The 17,695-nt window shown below is 62.6% G+C and carries 10 protein-coding genes and 1 pseudogene; 4 read left to right on the top strand and 7 right to left on the bottom strand.

Annotated features, from left to right (window positions below):
* Positions 1-120: 120 nt before the first annotated feature.
* Complete coding sequence (locus ACSBOX_RS12225; RefSeq protein WP_442542711.1) at positions 121-1,464, bottom strand: MFS transporter; 1,344 nt, start codon at positions 1,462-1,464, stop codon at positions 121-123.
* 717 nt (positions 1,465-2,181) lie between these two features.
* Here ACSBOX_RS12225 and ACSBOX_RS12230 point away from each other — a divergent pair.
* The 3 genes from ACSBOX_RS12230 to ACSBOX_RS12240 all read left to right on the top strand — a co-directional run bounded on the left by ACSBOX_RS12230 (position 2,182) and on the right by ACSBOX_RS12240 (position 5,960).
* Positions 2,182-3,096 (top strand): DMT family transporter, encoded by a 915-nt coding sequence (locus ACSBOX_RS12230; protein ID WP_442542712.1) that lies wholly within the window; start codon positions 2,182-2,184, stop codon positions 3,094-3,096.
* A 581-nt stretch (positions 3,097-3,677) separates the two neighbouring features.
* Positions 3,678-4,229 carry a flavin reductase family protein gene (locus ACSBOX_RS12235; RefSeq protein WP_442542713.1) on the top strand — a complete coding sequence of 184 codons (552 nt, stop codon included), beginning with the start codon at positions 3,678-3,680 and terminating at the stop codon, positions 4,227-4,229.
* Between the two features lie 225 nt (positions 4,230-4,454).
* Complete coding sequence (locus tag ACSBOX_RS12240; RefSeq protein WP_442542714.1) at positions 4,455-5,960, top strand: NAD-dependent succinate-semialdehyde dehydrogenase; 1,506 nt, start codon at positions 4,455-4,457, stop codon at positions 5,958-5,960.
* An 802-nt stretch (positions 5,961-6,762) separates the two neighbouring features.
* Here the strand turns inward: ACSBOX_RS12240 and ACSBOX_RS12245 are convergent.
* Positions 6,763-7,698 carry an IS110 family transposase gene (locus ACSBOX_RS12245; RefSeq protein WP_442546024.1) on the bottom strand — a complete coding sequence of 312 codons (936 nt, stop codon included), beginning with the start codon at positions 7,696-7,698 and terminating at the stop codon, positions 6,763-6,765.
* The gene (locus ACSBOX_RS12250) at positions 7,665-7,931 is read right to left on the bottom strand and encodes a hypothetical protein (protein WP_442542715.1); all 267 of its coding nucleotides are present in this window, start codon (positions 7,929-7,931) and stop codon (positions 7,665-7,667) included. The genes ACSBOX_RS12245 and ACSBOX_RS12250 overlap by 34 nt, the downstream gene beginning before the upstream one ends.
* 796 nt (positions 7,932-8,727) lie before the next feature.
* Between ACSBOX_RS12250 and mobF the strand changes: the two genes are divergently transcribed.
* The gene (gene mobF, locus ACSBOX_RS12255) at positions 8,728-12,285 is read left to right on the top strand and encodes a MobF family relaxase (RefSeq protein ID WP_442542716.1); all 3,558 of its coding nucleotides are present in this window, start codon (positions 8,728-8,730) and stop codon (positions 12,283-12,285) included.
* 1,069 nt (positions 12,286-13,354) lie between these two features.
* On the opposite strand, the gene ACSBOX_RS12260 is transcribed toward mobF, so the two are convergent.
* The 4 genes and pseudogenes from ACSBOX_RS12260 to ACSBOX_RS12275 form a co-directional block, all read right to left on the bottom strand.
* The gene (locus tag ACSBOX_RS12260; protein ID WP_442542717.1) at positions 13,355-14,830 is read right to left on the bottom strand and encodes a DUF3761 domain-containing protein; all 1,476 of its coding nucleotides are present in this window, start codon (positions 14,828-14,830) and stop codon (positions 13,355-13,357) included.
* Positions 14,831-14,986: 156 nt separating this feature from the next.
* Positions 14,987-16,267: pseudogene (locus ACSBOX_RS12265) on the bottom strand (Y-family DNA polymerase).
* 287 nt (positions 16,268-16,554) lie between these two features.
* Positions 16,555-17,103 carry a DM13 domain-containing protein gene (locus ACSBOX_RS12270; RefSeq protein ID WP_442542718.1) on the bottom strand — a complete coding sequence of 183 codons (549 nt, stop codon included), beginning with the start codon at positions 17,101-17,103 and terminating at the stop codon, positions 16,555-16,557.
* Positions 17,104-17,113: 10 nt separating this feature from the next.
* The gene (locus ACSBOX_RS12275) at positions 17,114-17,605 is read right to left on the bottom strand and encodes a hypothetical protein (RefSeq protein ID WP_442542719.1); all 492 of its coding nucleotides are present in this window, start codon (positions 17,603-17,605) and stop codon (positions 17,114-17,116) included.
* Between the last annotated feature and the right edge of the window lie 90 nt (positions 17,606-17,695).

Below are 17,695 nucleotides of genomic sequence, written 5' to 3' on the forward strand. Positions count from 1 at the left end.
CTTTGCTCGTGGCGCTGCCGCGAATCTACGGACTGTGCCGCGCGCCGTTTTCGTTGAGCTGTTGGACGGCGGCAGGCTTGGGTGCGCGTGGGTCGGTTGCGGCCCACGCGCACAGCTCTCCTAGCTGGCTGTCGATGAATGTTCGACGACCGGAGCAATGACACGCTCCCTCGTATTGCGCGATGCCTTGCTCACCAGGAGATTAAGGCAGATTAGGGAGATGACGAGCACGGCGGCCACATATGTTGCTACGGCATAGCCGGACCCGGTTTGGCTAACGATCACTGTGGCCAGCAGCGGGGTAACGCCGGTGCCCAGGACATTCGCAACCTGGTAGCCGAGGGACATGCCCGTGAACCGGACGGGTGCAGGAAAAGCTTCCGCGAACAGGGCCGGCTGCGCCCCGGCACACACGCTGTAGCAGAGTTGGCCGATGACGTAACCCAAGCCAATGCCAAGCGGCTGTCCCGTTCCCACCCCGGTGAACAAGACATAGACCCCGACAATCGCGAGGATGGGGCCTGCGACCATGACCTTTCGCATCCCAAAGCGGTCGGCCATGTAGCCGGACAGGAGCATCATGGGAATCTGGAGGGCACTGGCCAGTAGCGCGAACGTCAGGAGGACGCTGGCGGGAATTCCCAGTTGCTTTGTTCCATAGGAAAGCATGTACGTGACCAACACGGCCGCGTAGGCTCCAAAGCCAAGATACCCAAAGATGATCAGGACCACGGACCCGGGGTTTTTCTTTAGAACGTCCACAAACGGAAGTGCGGCAGTTTGGCCTTGTTCCTTGAGTGCTTCGAACTCTGGCGATTCGCTGACTTTCGAGCGCATCAGCATGCCGACGACGACGAGCACGACGCTGAACAGGAAAGGAACGCGCCAGCCCCACGAGAGAACAGCTTCCTCAGGCATGAGTGTGATCAGAGCGAAGACTCCGCTGCCGAGTAGAGCCCCTGCGACGGGGCCGACTTGCGGGATGCTACCGAAGAAGGCTTTTCGTCCCGGAGGGGCGTACTCGAATGCCATGAGAACTGCCCCGCCCCACTCTCCACCGAAGGCAATGCCTTGGAGGATCCGGAGGGTGACCAACAGAATGGGAGCCCAGATTCCAACGGATTGATAAGTCGGAAGCACCCCGATGAGTGCGGATGCGATGCCCATCATCACCAGGGTGATGACCAGGGTCGGCTTGCGGCCGATTCGATCTCCGAAATGGCCAAAGATCAGGCCTCCGACGGGCCGGGCAATGAAGCCAACGGCAAAAGTCGCGAAGGCGGCCATGGAACTGAGAACAGGGTCTCCGCCGGGGAAGAAAAATTTGGGGAACACCAGGGCCGCCGCCAAGCCATATATCGCAAAGTCGTAATACTCGATGGTCGTGCCGGCCAGGCTGGCCCCGGCTACCTGCCATGCTTTCTTGCGGGTAAGCCCCTTGGGGGAACTTGGTGCGTTCGTCATTGAAGTGCTCCAGTCGTGAAGTGGAAGGTCCCCGGCAAGAAGATCGTTCGCCGCATTGTCGTACAATCATTCAATAGATGGCGGGTGGTGTCAATCACAAGTTTGCCTCCAGCGCCGAAGTGAAGAACCGCTGGCCACGCCGCCGGGTTTGCACGTTGTCCTTCACGTAAATGGCGTTTATTCCTTTGGCCGGTCATGTGGAGATCAGTCCGGCAACCCCAGATCCCAGGGCCGGAGGCGGTGAGGGGCCCTCGGCAGCTAGAGCCAGCCTCCGGTCATTGTGGATTCTGAAACGATTGTATGATAGTAATACGATTGTTTTTGGTTGAGCACTGGCGCACAAAAACAGCATTTGCGTTTCGACCTGGTGACCGGAACTGTCGTACCAGCCGGGGTGAGTAAAGTCCACGCAGCAAGATCCCCCTCTCGCAGACCGCTTTTGCCTTGAACGGCCGGCTGATCTGTCTTTTCAGAATGGACAAAGCATGCTCGACAGCGACATCCCTGGGTGTCATCGACTGATGGAACACGGGCCATATAGAGTGGGGCCGCGCGTGACGGCGTACTCGCCAACGCAAACGGAAAAGAGCATTCATTCGTCATGCTGGCATGCTGACCGTAGCGGTGTTTTCACTGCCTTCGCGTGAGTCCGAGCCACTGGCGGGTACTCGTCGGCCTGCCCGTCAACGTGTATTGGTTGGCACCCTGCTCTCAGTCGTGGCGGGCGCAGCGGTGTCGTTGCAGTCCTTTGTTAACGGACGACTCGGAGAGTCCCTTGGATCAGCGCTGACCGCAGCCGCCGTCAACAACGGCGCGGCCCTCGCGATCGTCTTGTTGCTGGCCATTCTGAGCGGCGCAGTCCCCCGGGCCCTAAGGGAGTTAAGGTCCGGTCGCTCGCGGGTTCGGCTGTGGTGGTTCTTCGGCGGCGTCGCCGGAGCCATGGCAGTGTCTGCAAACGCTGTTGCGGCGCCCATTGTGGGCCTGGCGTTCCTGACGGTCGCCCTAGTGTTTGGCCAGCTCTTGGGCGGCATCCTTGCCGACGCATGGGGCGTCGGACCGGCAGGGCGCCAGCTTCCGTCGCGACGGCGACTGGCCGGCGCCTTCGGGGCGTTGGCGGGTGTTGCGGTCGGCGCTCTCGACCAGACTGGCCAGTCCCATCCGGTCATCTTGATTTCGGTTGTTGCCGGGGGTGCCGCTGTGGCGTTTCAACAAGCAGGAAACGCGCATTTGGTGAGGAGTACAGGGGAGCCGCTCGCCATGGGTTTGATCAACTTCCTAGTTGGCGCGACTGTGCTCTTTCTAGGCCTGGCGATTTCTGCCACCAGCCTTGTGCCGCTGTCCTCGCTGCCCGGCTGGGCCTGGACGGGAGGAGCGTTAGGTGCCGCCGTGGGAATCTTCGGCCCCATCGCTGCGAAAAACTTCGGCGTTCTGCGGCTCTTTCTCGGCATGGTCGCCGGTCAGTGCATCGCCGCACTGGTTATCGACGTAATTCTTCTGCCCGGCTCCGGGCGTGGCCCCAGCATATTCACCATCGCCGGGATCCTGCTTGCTTGCGCGTCAGTGTTCATCGCTAACGGACGCCCTGGCGGACATCATGAGCCGACCGCCTCCGGCAGCAGGAACCCGCGATGATTGGCCCACACCGTTCCTTTCCGTCTCAACGCGGTCTCTGAAGTGCTGCAGGAGTTGTTGTGAGATTTGGAAGCGTTTGGAGCAAGCCCCCTCATGCCGCCGGGCCAGGTGAAATTCCCAGTGACGTACTCCGCGCTGTAAACGTCGGAGCCGCGGCCCGGGGCAATGGGTGCTCCAAATAGATTCGGAGCAATATTTCCAGATCCTGGCTACCGGGAGCCCTCCGTCAATCGCTATCGCTTTGCGCGCCCGAATGGTTCGTGAAGGAGCGGCAATCCGTTGCCGAAAAGTCCTCCCCGCCCCTGTTCCCGGATGAGTGAGGCCTCCATGCTGCATGTGCGCCGCCAGGAAAGACGCTCTTGCCAGCGCGCGGTCTGTCTGCGCGGCAAATCTCCAGTGCCGGGCATGAGGTCTGTAATTCCTTATGCCAACCCCCCGCTGCGGCGGGGATGAAGGTCCGGTGTAAGCCGGCATAGGGGGACCTCGGTATGGGGGATCGTTGACATGGTCCAGATTTTCGTATTATCGTATGACAATCTAGTTTGTTTCGACTTGTAGTCTCCAGTCCGAGAGGGAACCCAATGACGCAGACCCAGCCCAGTCCAGTGGAGAGCAGCCATGAAGACACGTTCGGCGAATCCATTAGCGCCGAAGACTTCAAAGCGGTCTTTCGAAACCATCCGGCCGGAGTTGCCATCATCACCGCCAACGATGGCAACGGACCGGTCGGGCTGACAGCCACATCAGTGATCTCCGTGTCGGCCGATCCTGCCTTGTTGGTCTTTTCCCTGTCCGACCTGTCTTCCGCAGCACCGACCATTTCCAACGCCACGAACGTCGTTGTACACATGCTCGGCGTGGACGAGCTCCCTTTGGCCCGGAGATTCGCAACGAGCGGCATCGACAGGTTCGAAGACCCGTCTTCGTGGTCGGCGCTAGAGACGGGCGAACCCGTCCTGACATCGGCTTCAACCTGGCTCCGCGGCCGCATCGTTAGTCGCATGGCTGCCGGCACGTCCACCATCGTGGCGGTTCGCGCCCTTCAGGCGTCCCTCGCTGACGACCGACCGAGTCCGCTCGTGTACCACGACCGCGCGTGGCACACGCTCGATGACAATTCGGTTATCCCCTAACCGAGGGGATAAGCAGACAATGCCCATGTTGATACCAATCGACGACTCGTACGTCCACTGACCTGGCGGGGTGCCGAGAAGGGCCGGCGGCCTTTCCCTGGGCACCGAAGGGCTGGCGGCTGAATGCATTCGGCGGGCAGACGCAGAAGCTCCTGCCAGCTACAGAACAGCACCGGTGGTGGTTGAGCCAGTCCAACCCCAAAATTCTCTTGAGGAGACCTCCGCATGACCACTTCCCCCGTAGCGTCCCCTACCGTCGCCACTAAGCAGGAGACCGCCCTCCTGGCTGCCGTACCCACCGGCCTGCTGATCAACGGACAATGGCGCGCCGCGTCCGACGGCGGCACATTCGACGTCCACGACCCCGCAACCGGGCAGGTGCTCGCCACCCTCGCATCCGCCACGAGCGAGGACGCCCTCGCCGCCCTCGATGCAGCCGACGCCGTGCAGGCCTCCTGGGCCCGGACCGCACCCAGGGTGCGAGCCGAGATCCTGCGCCGGGCCTTCGACCTGGTCACCGCACGGGCAGAGGACTTCGCCCTGCTCATGACCATGGAAATGGGCAAGCCCCTGGCCGAAGCCCGCGGCGAAGTCACCTACGGGGCAGAATTCCTCCGCTGGTTCTCCGAAGAGACCGTCCGCGACTACGGCCGCTACCTCACCACCCCCGAGGGCAAGAACAAGATCCTGGTCCAGCACAAGCCCGTCGGGCCCTGCCTTCTCATCACCCCCTGGAACTTCCCCCTCGCCATGGCCACACGCAAGGTCGCGCCCGCCGTCGCCGCCGGCTGCACCATGGTGCTCAAGCCCGCGAAACTCACACCCCTGACGGCCCAATACTTCGCCCAGACCATGCTCGATGCCGGCCTGCCCGCCGGGGTGCTGAATGTGGTGTCCTCCTCCAGCGCTGCCGGAATTTCCGGTCCGCTGCTTGCAGATCCGCGGCTGCGCAAGGTCTCCTTCACCGGTTCCACCCCGGTGGGCAAGCGCCTCATGGCCGACGCCGCGCAGAATGTCCTGCGCACGTCTATGGAACTGGGCGGCAACGCGCCGTTTATCGTCTTCGAGGACGCGGACCTGGACAAGGCCGTCGAAGGCGCCATGGCCGCCAAGATGCGCAACATGGGCGAGGCCTGCACCGCCGCCAACCGCTTCCTCGTCCAGGACTCCGTCGCACAGGAGTTCACCCGGAAGTTCGCCGCCGCCATGGGCGCCCTCACCACCGGCCGCGGTACCGAACCCGACACCCAGGTGGGTCCGCTCATCGACGCCGGCGCCCGCGACGACGTCCACGCCCTGGTCAGTGCCGCCATCGCCGCCGGAGCCACCGCGGTGACGGGCGGCGCCCCCGTGGAGGGGCCCGGCTACTTCTACCAGCCCACCGTGCTCGGCGGTGTGCCCAATGACGCCGAGATCCTCCGCCAGGAAATCTTCGGCCCCGTCGCCCCGGTCACCACGTTCACCACCGAAGAGGACGCCATCGGTCTCGCGAACACCACTGAATACGGCCTGGCCTCCTACCTCTACAGCCGTGACTTCAACCGGCTGCTCCGCGTGGCGGAACAGATCGATTTCGGCATGGTCGGCTTCAACGCCGGCGTCATCTCCAACGCCGCCGCCCCCTTCGGCGGCGTCAAGCAGTCCGGCCTGGGCCGCGAAGGCGGCTCCGAAGGCATCGCCGAATACACCACCACCCAATACATCGGCATCGCAGACCCATACACCAACTGAGCGAACGTGTTTGCGCCGGGCGCATCTGTGCCCCGGCCGGCAAGCCGCTCAACAGGCAATTCGAGCGGGCGGCGTCATCACCGCGCGACCGACAGAAAGGTAGTTCCTTGCCTCAACTCCCACGCGACGGCCACCGACCGGTCGTCGCGGACTGGCGTGAGCTCATCTAAGGCGACAGTGTGGTCTTGCATAATCTGCAAAAGGGCGATGGGCGAATATCAGGAACGGTCGACGGGGGTATCCGCCGATGGCTCCCTGATCTGGCTTGTGCAGGACGACTGCGGGGGCCGCCGTATTTTTCACCACGTCGATGGATACAAAACCCTACTGGATCTCCAGATTTTGGGCCGTCAGACGACAGAGAATCAGCTCGCGGCCAAGCGGCGAGTCACCTTTCCTTGACTGGGCCGTAAATCAGTTTGGGTGGCTTCTGCGCTTCTATCGGCCGGTCTGCGTAAGCTTCTGTGCGCACTGGGAGATAGTAGCCTCACCGGCCGGCGTCCGGCGCCCTCTAACAGGTGGATCGCTACGACGACGCATCACGAAGACCGCCTACCTCTATTTGTATCAAACAGCGCCTCGTGGCCGCGCTGTTCTACATCAGCAATCTCTCGCTGCCAAGAACATCGCGTCATACAGTTCTAACGGCTCCCCGCACCAATGCGAAGATGCATCGCGAAGCGCAAGCAATTCCAATCTCGAAGGTCCGCGGAAGGAACGTACCCTTCAGCTACAGACCCTTGAATAACCCGAGCAGGGCGTGAGTGACCCACCGGAGGTGTCGCTCCGGGCAATAAGCGTACTAAAAATCAGGCGGCCGGGTCGATGACGACGGTGTGTCCGAGCCGTTCGACTGGGCGACCAGCCGTCGGGTAGGTGCCTCGTCGTGCCGGCGGTGCAGCCAGTCGGGTCCGAGGTCTCGGTAGGGCTCGTCGCGTTCAAGCATGTAGGAGGCGCTATCGAGGATTGAGTGCGCGGCCGCGATCTGGGCCCGCTTGCCACCCCGCCGGCAGGCGACCAGTGCCGAGGTGAGCCATTTGTTTCCGTGCCTCGCACCGGCCGGAGTCCTGCGCCCAGCCGACTCGTGGATCGCCGGCGCGACACCTGCCCACGCCGCCAAGTGCGCCGCCGACGGGAACCGCGACATGTCACCGCCTGTTTCGGCGATGATGACCTGCGCGACTTTCAGCCCCACACCCGGGATCGTCTGCAGCAACTCAACCTGATGGGCCCACGGACGTGAAGCGTCCGCAATGGCCGCATCAAGTGTCGCCAACGCGGCCTCGACCCGGTCAAGGCGACCCAGCATCGCCGCAGCCAGCCGGGCATGATCGGCATCGAAGTGGCCCGTCAACGCCTCGATCAGGTCAGGGATCTTGGACCGCATCTTTCCCTTCGCCAGTTGCGCCAAAACCTCCGGATCAGCTTCCCCGGCGATCAGCCCCGCGAGCATGGCGCGTGCGGAGACGGTGGTCACGGATGAGGCCACCGAGGAGATCTTGATGCTGGCATCTTCGAGCATCTTCTCCAACCGGCCGGCGTCCCTGGTTCGGTCTCCCATCAACTGCACCCGGTAACGCGTCAGCAGGCGCAGATGTCGGATCGGCGGAGGCGGCACGAACGAAGGCCGGAGCACGCCGTGCTCGAGCAATTGTGCTATCCACTCAGAGTCTTTGACCTCAGTTTTGCGGCCCGGAACCGCCTTCATATGAGCGGCCTTGAGCAGCCAGCACTCCATCCGCTCTTCCAAGGAGTAAACACAGGCTTCCAGTACGTGCTCGTGGACTCCATTGCCGCCAGCGTCACCCCCTGCCCGACCAGCCAATCCCTCATCAGCTCCAGCGAGCGCGTCATTGTCCGAAACGTGCGCGTCTCGCCGTGACGACGGGGCGTGCGCACGCACACAGTCACCGATTTCTTCCCGATGTCCAGCCCGGCGACGCGTTCGAACATCACGTCCATCAGACTCACCCATCCTTTGAAGCGAGAATCACTATCAGCGCCGCTTGGAGGATCCTCTGATCAGGAAACAGACCCACGTGCTCTACGGCAACAATCCGGCTCACCCACGGACCTCGCGTCATACACGTCTTCGGGCTCCCCGGCACCAATGTGAATAGACGTCGCCAAGCGGCACCACAATTCTCACCCCTCGGCCCGCGGAAGATACTCCCGCATGAGCTACACCTCTGGCACCCAAGGCGTGGACGTGTGTAAGGGCTCACGGGATGTCATGTAGCGGTTGGGCTCGGTGTTGATGAACCGACGTGAGTGGAAAAGTTTGCGAAGAGTGCGGGGACGACCTTGAGCCGTCTCGCAGCTCTCAGCGGTTCTGCACGACACGGTGCGCCAATCGGCAAAGGGACCATCGACGGCGGCAACGGACGCGGGATGCGACGCCTCCGCAGTCGGAGTACGCGTGGAAGCTCCCCGCCCATCTACCTGCGAGCCAAGATCACAACGTACCCACCAAGATCTACCTACAGCACATCGACACCCTCCAAACCGCCCTCCGATCTCAGTCATCAGAACTCGAACGTGTCGAAGAGGAGAACACGGAGCAACACGACCGCATCAGACTCCTCCAAAACGAGCTCGCCCGTCTCAAACGCGCCCAACGAATCAATATCCAAGATCTGGCTCACATCGCCGCCCGATTGGTTGCAGTCTCGCACGCACAACGCGTCGCACTAGACCCCCCGACGCTGGACATCCTTCGCCGACGCGGATGGAAACCAGCGCGTAAGCAATCCCTCATCCCCCGGCCATGACCATGTCCATCGCCCGGCTCTCCGCACAGTCCGGCCTAAAGTACCTGTTCAAGACAACGATGATGGACGACGTCTCGCCCACTCCTCGGGACGCAACCACCTACTACCTGAAGGCGGGGACACCGCAAGGCCGCTGGCTCGGCTCCGGACTGGACGGCATCGGCAGAACAACCGGTGAACTCGTCACGGAAACCGACGCGAAAGCCATCTTCGACAACACCATCCATCCGGACACCGGCGCTCCCCTAGGCCGGCCGCACGGCCAGCCCACCATCGTTCAAAACAACCAGGGACAAAACGGCACGCGTCGCGCTGTCGCCGGCTTCGACCTAACCTTCAGCGCCCCCAAATCAGTCTCTGTGCTATGGGCGCTGAGCGCGCGGACCCTCCAAGACCAGATTCTTCAAACCCACCACGACGCCGTCTCCGCCACACTGGAATGGTTGGAAGAGTCCGTCATCCACACAAGATCCGGCCGCAACGGCGTCGCGCGCATCGGCACCACTGGGGCGATCGCCGCCGCCTTTGATCATTGGGAGTCGCGCGCCGGGGACCCGCAGCTGCACACGCACCTGGTGATCGCCAACCGCGTCCAGCGGACCACCGACAGCGTCTGGGTCACCCTCGACTCAAGGACGCTCTACAAGGCCGCCGTCGCTGCCAGTGAGCACTACAACGGTCTGCTCTTCGACTCCCTCCACCGCCACCTGGGTACCGAGACCGACATCCGGGAGCCCGCACCCAGCACCCACAACCCGAGCCCGCAGCTCACCGGCGTCCACGACACGTTGATCCGCGAATTCTCCCACCGCTCCCGCCTGATTGATCAGGAAACCGACCGCCTGGTAGCCGCATGGACCGCGGCCCACGGCACTCCCCCAACGGCGACGACCACCATCAAGCTCCGTCAGCAGGCAACTCTCTCCACCCGCACCGCCAAAGCCGCGACCATCGCACCCTTGCACCAACTCTCCGTAAACTGGCGGGCACGCGCCGAGGCCAAGGGCTTCGACCCCCGCCTCGTTCTGGCAAACACCATCCGGCGGTCACGGACAAATCCGTTCCGTTCGTCCGACTTCACCGTCGACTGGATCGACGCCGTGGCTTCCCTCACGCGAGAGCGTGTGGCGGCCAAACGCGCCACCTGGAACCGCTGGAACCTCCTCGCCGAGGCCGAACGGGTCTGCGCCGCGATTCGCTGCCACGCACCGGAGGACCGCAACGCCCTGATCGATGCCGTCGCCACGGCCGCTGAGGCCCAATCGGTTCCGCTGAATGACTACCGGTACAGCGTCCCCGCGGACGCGCGGCCCGATCTCCGGCTCGGCAAGCGGAGCGTCTTCGACTTCCATGGTTCCCGCCTCTATACCGACACCACGACGCTCGCCTGCGAGGAGGCGGTCTTGGCGGCAAGGAACGACGACGGCGGCCCGGCTGTCCGCGCAACCCTCGCCATGGAGGCACTCACCGGATACAAACATCAGGGCAAATTCGGGCTCCACGAGGACCAGCGGACCGCCGCGACCAAAGTGCTGCTGAGCGGGAACCGGCTCGACGCCGTCATCGGGCCGGCAGGCACGGGCAAAACCACCGCCCTCGGCGGAATCAAGGTCGCCTGGGAATCGGAATTCGGGACCGGCTCCGTCATCGGACTGGCGCCCGCGGCGGCGAGCGCCGAGGTCCTGGGGCGGGAGCTGTCCATGGTGACAGAGAACGTCGCCAAATGGCTGTACGAGTCCGTCGGCGAGGGGGCGGGCCACAGGGCTGAGCGCTTTCTCGCTACCGAGGCGCGCCTGGGCAACTCAGTGGCTCCAAGCACCCGCCTGGCGCAGGAAGCTACCCGGCTGGCCGCAGAGCAGAATCGGTGGCGGTTCCATCGGAACCAGTTGGTCGTCGTCGACGAAGCCTCGATGGTGTCCACCGTTCAGCTTTCGGCTCTGCTGCACCAGGCCCGGGAAGCCGGAGCCAAGGTCCTATTGGTGGGCGATCCCGGGCAACTGGATGCGATCGACGCCGGCGGCGTACTCGGCTGGCTGGACCGACAAGGCAAAACCAGCCGGTTGAGCACCATCTGGCGCTTCGAACACGTCTGGGAACGCGAGGCCTCGCTGAAACTCCGCAGAGGGGACATGGCGGCCATCACCGCCTACGAGCAGCATCAGCGGATCCGGCACGGCGCTTATCTGGACATGGTCGACCAGGCCTACCTGAACTGGCAAGCCGACATCCTTGCCGGAAGGTCGTCCATTCTCATCGCCGCGGACAACGACACCGTCGGTATGCTCAACGAACGTGCCCAGGCAGACCGTGTGATCCAGGGTCATGTGGACGCCGAACAGGCGGTACTTCTGGGCGACGGGATGCGTGCCGGCCGCGGTGATACGATCATCGCGCGCCGCAACGACCGCACCGTTGCCGACAGCAATGGCGACTTCATCCGCAATGGCACCCTGCTCGACGTCGTACGTATCGGCAGGCGCGACTGCTCCCTTACCGCGGTCCGCAGGGACACCGGCGCCACCGTCACGCTGTACCGAGACTATGTTGAGTCTGCAGTCGAGCTGGGATACGCGACGACCGCCCACCGCTCCCAGGGGCTCACGGTGGACGCCGGCCACAGCGTCGTCACACGGGGCCGACTCACCCGCGAGCTTCTGTACGTGAGCATGACCCGCGGACGCCTGGGAAACTACGCCTATGTCTGCGACGTTGACCCTACCGATGCCGAGCCTCTTGATCCCTCCTCGCATGCCTCGTGGCTGGAGGTCTTGGGAGAGGTACTCGCTGCGGAAGGTGCCGAACGGACCGCCCACGAAGTCCGCGACGCCGAACGGCTCAGCTCCGACAGCTTGGAACGCCTCAGCGCCGAATATGACTACCTCGCACAAATCGCATCCGCGGAAGACCTGAGTAAGTTTCTCCAGGCCCACAGCCCTTGCAATGTTGGCGAACTCGAGCAATCCCCGTCCTGGGGCGCGGCCGTCGCAGCATGGCGCCGATCCACGGGAATGAACCGATCAACTGCGATGCGGATCGTTGCAAATGCGTTAGAGACGAGCACGACAGCGAAAGACGCCACTGCCGTCATCCATGCCCGGCTCCGCAACTTCGTGGCAGGAATGCCCGACCGTGAACCTGCCCTTACCGGAGACCCGGTTCAAGCTGATCGGCCCGATCTCGCCAACATGCTCGCGCAGGTGACGGAACGGATCAGCAACAGGGCCGACGAGGTTAGCAGAAGAGCACTCATTACGGACCCCGAATGGAAGCGAAACCTACTTGAGATTCTGCATAAGGAAGGCGTGGACGACATACTCCCCGTGGTTGGCAGAGTCGCCGTCTACCGAGACAGATGGGGTATCGAAAACTCGCCGCTTCCGCTCGGGCCTGTTCCGGCGGAATACGAGTGGGAACGGAAATCGCACTATGAAACCATTCGGGGGTTCATTGACCACGCAGCGTCCCCTTCAGTCGGGCAGCAGCATTCTTCTCTATGGGTCGAAGACTCTGTTTCCCGAGAAGCCCGACTTATCAATGTCGGCTGGCAGCTCTAAAATAGGCGGGAAGGCATGCCATGATCTCGAACCCAGCCATCAAGCCGAAAGTTGCGACGCCCGCCCTGATTCTCGCCAGCGCGGCTGTCGTTATGGCTGCTGCGCTCGTTCCCGCTGTTAGCCGGCCAGAAGGCGCAGGCCTAGCGATTGTCTGGGTCGTCTTACTCGTCTGCACAGGCCTAATCTGCGCCATGTGGCTGGTGCGCGAGCGACGCCGTCGTACCTGGCTAGTGGAGGCAACTAGTAAGTGGGATCACCTCGAAGAGGCTCGGCGAACCCACGGCACAACCGCAGAAATTACAGTCCTGAGCGTCGACGCTCTTGAGCCCACCGGCTCGTGGATCACGATCAACTGGAACCGCTTCGGTCACGTTCAGAGTGCATGGCTGGAAGCATTGGAAGAACCCATCTGGGCAGGGGCCGTCCTGTTGATATCACCGGATCCAGCCCAGGTCAGGCCGGGTTCGCCGTGGCCGGCCACCTACTTCATACAGGCTTCGAGGTGCCATGCTTGGGCCCCTAGCCAGAAGAACTAGTCCGACCGAACCGCGTACCTTTCAGGTGGTCGTAATCGCTCCTACCGCCGTGGAATCAGAAGAAAAATGAAACCGACGAGCACCGAACACTGGCCCTTCTCGGATCCTCGTCAGCCCAGACAAATACAAGCAGAAAAGGGGATCCGAGATGTGGGCTTTCATCGACTGCAGTTGAAAGGCTCGGCTCCTGCCCTGAGTTGTGCCGCCCTGTCGTCTGACTTGGCTTCAACCCCACTGACGCAGCAAGGGTCTCACGGCCTCATCTCCTGCGCCGCCCGAGATTCAGTCCCTTATGGAACGAACGTCAGCGCTGACTCAGTTGGGCGCCAATTCGGCGAATTCGGAGTGCAAGGACGTGACAGCGCAGTACGCGAAGCCAACTTCACGAACGCCAATGACGACCTATGGCCCGTAAATCAGACCGTCAAACAATGGGCTCCGTACATACAGCAACGCTCCTGCACTCGGAGAGACTTCAAAGGGCGGACGTTCCGCTGACCTGAACTAACATCTGGACTGGTTGCCCGTCGGTGTCACTTGTACCAGACGGCCACACCCTTGTGGTGAGAGCAAGTACCTGAGTGCGTTGCGGAGAATGAATATGATCCGTCAACACACAAAGCGGTGGCGCCGCCACCTGGTGCCGGAGCCGGAGCGGGAGCGGGGCCCGGATCGGGGGCTTGAACCGGATCGGGTGCCGGGGCTGGGGCCGGGGCTGGGGCTTGAACCGGATCGGGTGCCGGTGCCGGGGCTGGGGCTTGAACCGGATCGGGTGCCGGTGCCGGGGCCGGGGCCACGTACGTCTCGTAGGCCGCCCACCAATCAGAGGCAATTGCTTGTTGGGCCGTAGCCAATGGCAAAGAGCCCGAGCAGACGAGGTCGTGGAGCTTGTTCTCGAGAGTGTCTTTCGTCCGGGCACCATTTGGCAGGTTGTATGGATCGGGCCAGAGGTTCAAAGCGTCGGCAGGTGCGCCACCGAGTTCGAGCGGAATCAGGTGGTCTTCTTCGTAATCGGCCGGATTGGTATCGGAATTGTAGGCGTAACCGGCCGTGAGCTGACGGAGCTTGAGCGTCGTCGTCAGGGACGAATCAGGACGAACGGTGGCCGTCCAGCCACTAAGGCATATTGTCTCGTTAATGGTTCCTTGCAGGACCTTAGGATTCGTTGCACCAGGGGTTGCTGCCTTATCGGGGAGAACGGCACCCGAGGCATTGACAGCGAAAGTACCGCTTACAACAGCGTCGGCGAATGGAGAAGGCACCGTCGTCACCGTTGGGCTGGGTGTGGGACTTGGGCTGGATCTTGAAGTGGGGGTGGCGGTCGCTGAGCTAGGAGTTGGGGTCGGGTTCGCTGAACGCACGGCCGATACAGAGGATTGCGCTGACGCAGCAACTTTGACATGCGCCGGGAGCGTCGCGGCGACTGCGGACATTGAGGCAATGAGCGCGACAAGGCTGGCGCCAACAACGACAGCCCCGATACGGCGTCCGGCGATTCGGGCCCAAGACCGTCGCCCGCTGACCAGAGTGTAAAGACCGGTTCCAAGGGCCAAGAGGGCGATCAGGAAGAGGCAGATCCAATAGTTTCCCGTGGCCACTAATGGGACGATGACGAGCCCGACAATGCCGCCGCCAAACGCGACGGCGCCTGCTTGACGCCCCGTGAAGCGGGCCCACGACCCTCTTCCCGAAATCAATGTGTAGAGACCTGTCAACAACAAGACGATGTCAGCCAGGACAAGCCAAGTGGAGAAATAGCCAGTGGCCGCTAGCGCGATCAGCGCGATTACAAACAACCCGGCGGCTACATAGGTTGAGGGACCGAGCCGTCGAAGAAGATTTCGGTGCGTGAGTTTCTCGTTGGCGAGTGCAGGCGTGTGTTTGGGAATCTCCGGAATGGGTACTTCCGTTTGTTGGGGGCGGACGTGTTGGGTCCATTGATTTCCATCCCACCAACGCTGCTGCCCGGGATCGATCGCGTCTACATACCAGCCAGCAGGCACCGCCATTTTGTATCCCCCAATATGTCCTGTCGCCGCTTCATCACAGAGCCACGGAGCTTCATCCTAAGTCAGAACGCACGAATTCGACCTGCCGTCGAGAATTTCAATAGCTAACTTGAGTCGGAATCAGCAAATGCCATCGTGACGCTCCCCCGCGACCGGTCACGCTGCACGGACGATGGGCAGCTCGGCCCATTCCGTTGTATAGCGCGGGCTGCGCATGTCCCGCTTCATGGTCCAGTCCGGGCCTCGCTTGATGCCGGCATGCCCGAGACCGATTTAGCCCCGGCCGTATTTTTTGCTAACGTCCTCGAGCAGTGTCCCGATGCCTCGTTCCTCGTGGGCGTTCTCGAACAGTTCCAGCGGCTTCTGGTTTCCGCTGGGACGCAGGTCGGTGACCATGATCCCGGCCCGGGCGTATTTGATGCCCTCGACGATCCTCGGGAGCAGGGCGTGGGCGGCCTTAGTGAGGATGACCGGATCTGCCGTGGGCATCGGCAGCCGGACGTTCACTGAAGGGAACGACTTGTCATTGGGGTTGTAGTACGACGTCCCCGCGAACGCGGTCAGGAGCTTGGCTTGCTGATCGTGCTTGGCCAGGCGGGCGCTGGCCATCTGCGCGTAGACGCTCAAGACCTGGCGCAGGTCCGCGGCCGTCGTGATCGGCTTGGAAAAGGACCGGCTGAAAATGAGCTGGTCCCGACCGATCCGCTCTTCCTCCATAGGGATGCACGGCGTGCCCTGCAGCTCGAGGACGGTGCGCATCATCACCACGGAGAACTTGTCCCGGATGGCGACAGGGTTGGCGCGTGACAGGTCGAGGATCGAGTGAATCCCCATGGCATAAAGCCGCTTGGTGAGCCTGGCGGCCACACCCCAGATCTCGATCACGGAAAGCCGGGACATGAGCGCCTCCCGTTCCGCTGGTGGCACGGACTCCCAGCGGCACACGCCGCCGAACGCCGGATTGTGTTTCGCCCATTTGTTGGCCAGCTTGGCGAGAGTTTTCGTGGGGGCGACGCCGACGCACACGGGCACGCCGACGTTCCTTTGGCAGGCGTCTTTCATCGTCCTACCAAGGGCCAGCAGATCCTCTCCGGAGCCCTTGACGCCGAGGAAGCACTCATCGATCGAGTAGACCTCCTGCCAGGCCGAATACCGCGCCAGCAGCTCCATCACCCGGGCGCTGATTGATCCGTAGAGCTCGTAGTTGCTGGACTTCGCAATCAGCCCCCATTCCTTGGCCCGTGGCTCGAGTTTGAACCATGGCTCTCCGAGCGCGATCCCGAGCTTCTTGGCCTCGTTCGACCTCGTAACCGCGCAGCCGTCGTTGTTGGACAGGACGATCAGCGGCTTGCCTTCGAGGGAGGGATCGAAGATCCGTTCAGCCGAGGCGTAGAAGCAGTTGACGTCGATGTGCGCGATCTCCTGCATGCGGCGCATGACCGCTGGTTTATGTCGGTAAGTGGCGTTATTCATATTGGCGCTATTCCTCGCGATCAAGCCTGAAAGCGCGCGCAGCTCGCCACTTGCCCGCGGCGTAGTCGCATAGCATGCAACTTCCAACCCGGCCGCGCACAACACGCTTTTTTCGAACATATATTCGAGTTCTAAGTTTAGCGCCGAGTACCGACAATGCGCCGAGTCCACCATGTTGTATCTGACGCGAGGCTGGCTGGGCGGTGCTTCCCACCCGCAGGCTGGCCGTGGCCGTTCACGTCATTACTGGCCTACTTGACGGCCGAGCCCGGGGTCAGGTCGGCCGTCCCGTAGGCAACGCCCGTCCGCGAGTCCATGATCGTGACGCTTCGGATTCTGAAGGGCGGGGACGGGGGCAAGTTGAAAGTTTGGGAGCCGGGCCCGGGTTGCAACCTGCCACCGATGTCCAAGAACTTCGGGTCTTCGACCACCATGTCCCCCGAGGTGTCTTTGGATAAGGCTCCTTCGTTGAGGATGACCTTCAAGTCCGGATTCGGGGCTATTGAGAAGTTCTCCAGCGTGAGGGTGGCACCTGCCTCTGTTTCCGCGATGTGCACGACCCCCACGGTCCGAGTGCCTTGGCTAATGAACCGGCCCGTCAACGGGGCATCCCACGAGGCGGACACCGATGTCGGGGCGGCTTGGGGGGTCGACGCCCCAGACACCGCATTGGTTGAAGTGCCGGACGGGGCTTCCGGTGCGACATAAGTGCAGCCGGCTGCCGTGACGGTAACAGCGGCGGCCATGAGGATTCGTCCGATGAGGTTGGCAGTGTCTGGCCGGTAGTCCCGTTTCACCATCGTTTCCCACTTAGAACCGCGCGGCCGGAACGACGGCGGGGACCGGCCGGATACACAGCGCCATGATGGCGCGAATGATCATGAGCAAGTTCAGCCCGAGGCTGCCGTATTGCGGTGCATGGTTCCCCGCCGGGGACGTCACCAGCCCCAACAGCAGAAGGACCACGGCAACGCCGGCCACCGCGGCTGCGGTAATCAGCGGGGCCTTTGACGTCCTCTTACGGGTGACGAGCAGCCAGATGCCGATTCCGAGGTAGGCAGCGGCGCCGACCGCGTACACTGCGGCAGACGCAGCGAAGAGCATGTCAGTGGCGCCGCTGAAACGACCCAGCAAGGACACGTCTAGGCCTGCATAGAACACGGCCCCCGCGGTGAGGATGAGGGACGAGACCCCGACCGTGGTCCGCAGCGACCGTGAGCGTTTCATCTCCGGGGAAGGGAGCGACACTATCGGCCCGTACGATTGCGGCAGGTCATTGTTCTGCGGGTAGTAACCACTCATCAGGGAAGTCCGTTTCAGCGCGCGGGAGCACCCACTGCGCCCCAATGCCGACAACCTACCAGTTAGTAAACCGAAAGTGTCATGGAAGAT

This window comes from Arthrobacter sp. KN11-1C (assembly GCF_052180225.1).
Taxonomy (GTDB): Bacteria; Actinomycetota; Actinomycetes; order Actinomycetales; family Micrococcaceae; genus Arthrobacter.

Bases quoted from the DNA above. Each gene is read 5' to 3' on its own strand.
- ACSBOX_RS12260 (WP_442542717.1), bottom strand. From the start codon at position 14,830: ATGGCGGTGCCTGCTGGCTGGTATGTAGACGCGATCGATCCCGGGCAG.
- ACSBOX_RS12270 (WP_442542718.1), bottom strand. From the start codon at position 17,103: ATGGTGAAACGGGACTACCGGCCAGACACTGCCAACCTCATCGGACGA.
- mobF (WP_442542716.1), top strand. From the start codon at position 8,728: ATGACCATGTCCATCGCCCGGCTCTCCGCACAGTCCGGCCTAAAGTAC.
- ACSBOX_RS12245 (WP_442546024.1), bottom strand. From the start codon at position 7,698: ATGGAGTGCTGGCTGCTCAAGGCCGCTCATATGAAGGCGGTTCCGGGC.
- ACSBOX_RS12235 (WP_442542713.1), top strand. From the start codon at position 3,678: ATGACGCAGACCCAGCCCAGTCCAGTGGAGAGCAGCCATGAAGACACG.
- ACSBOX_RS12275 (WP_442542719.1), bottom strand. From the start codon at position 17,605: ATGAGTGGTTACTACCCGCAGAACAATGACCTGCCGCAATCGTACGGG.
- ACSBOX_RS12225 (WP_442542711.1), bottom strand. From the start codon at position 1,464: ATGACGAACGCACCAAGTTCCCCCAAGGGGCTTACCCGCAAGAAAGCA.
- ACSBOX_RS12240 (WP_442542714.1), top strand. From the start codon at position 4,455: ATGACCACTTCCCCCGTAGCGTCCCCTACCGTCGCCACTAAGCAGGAG.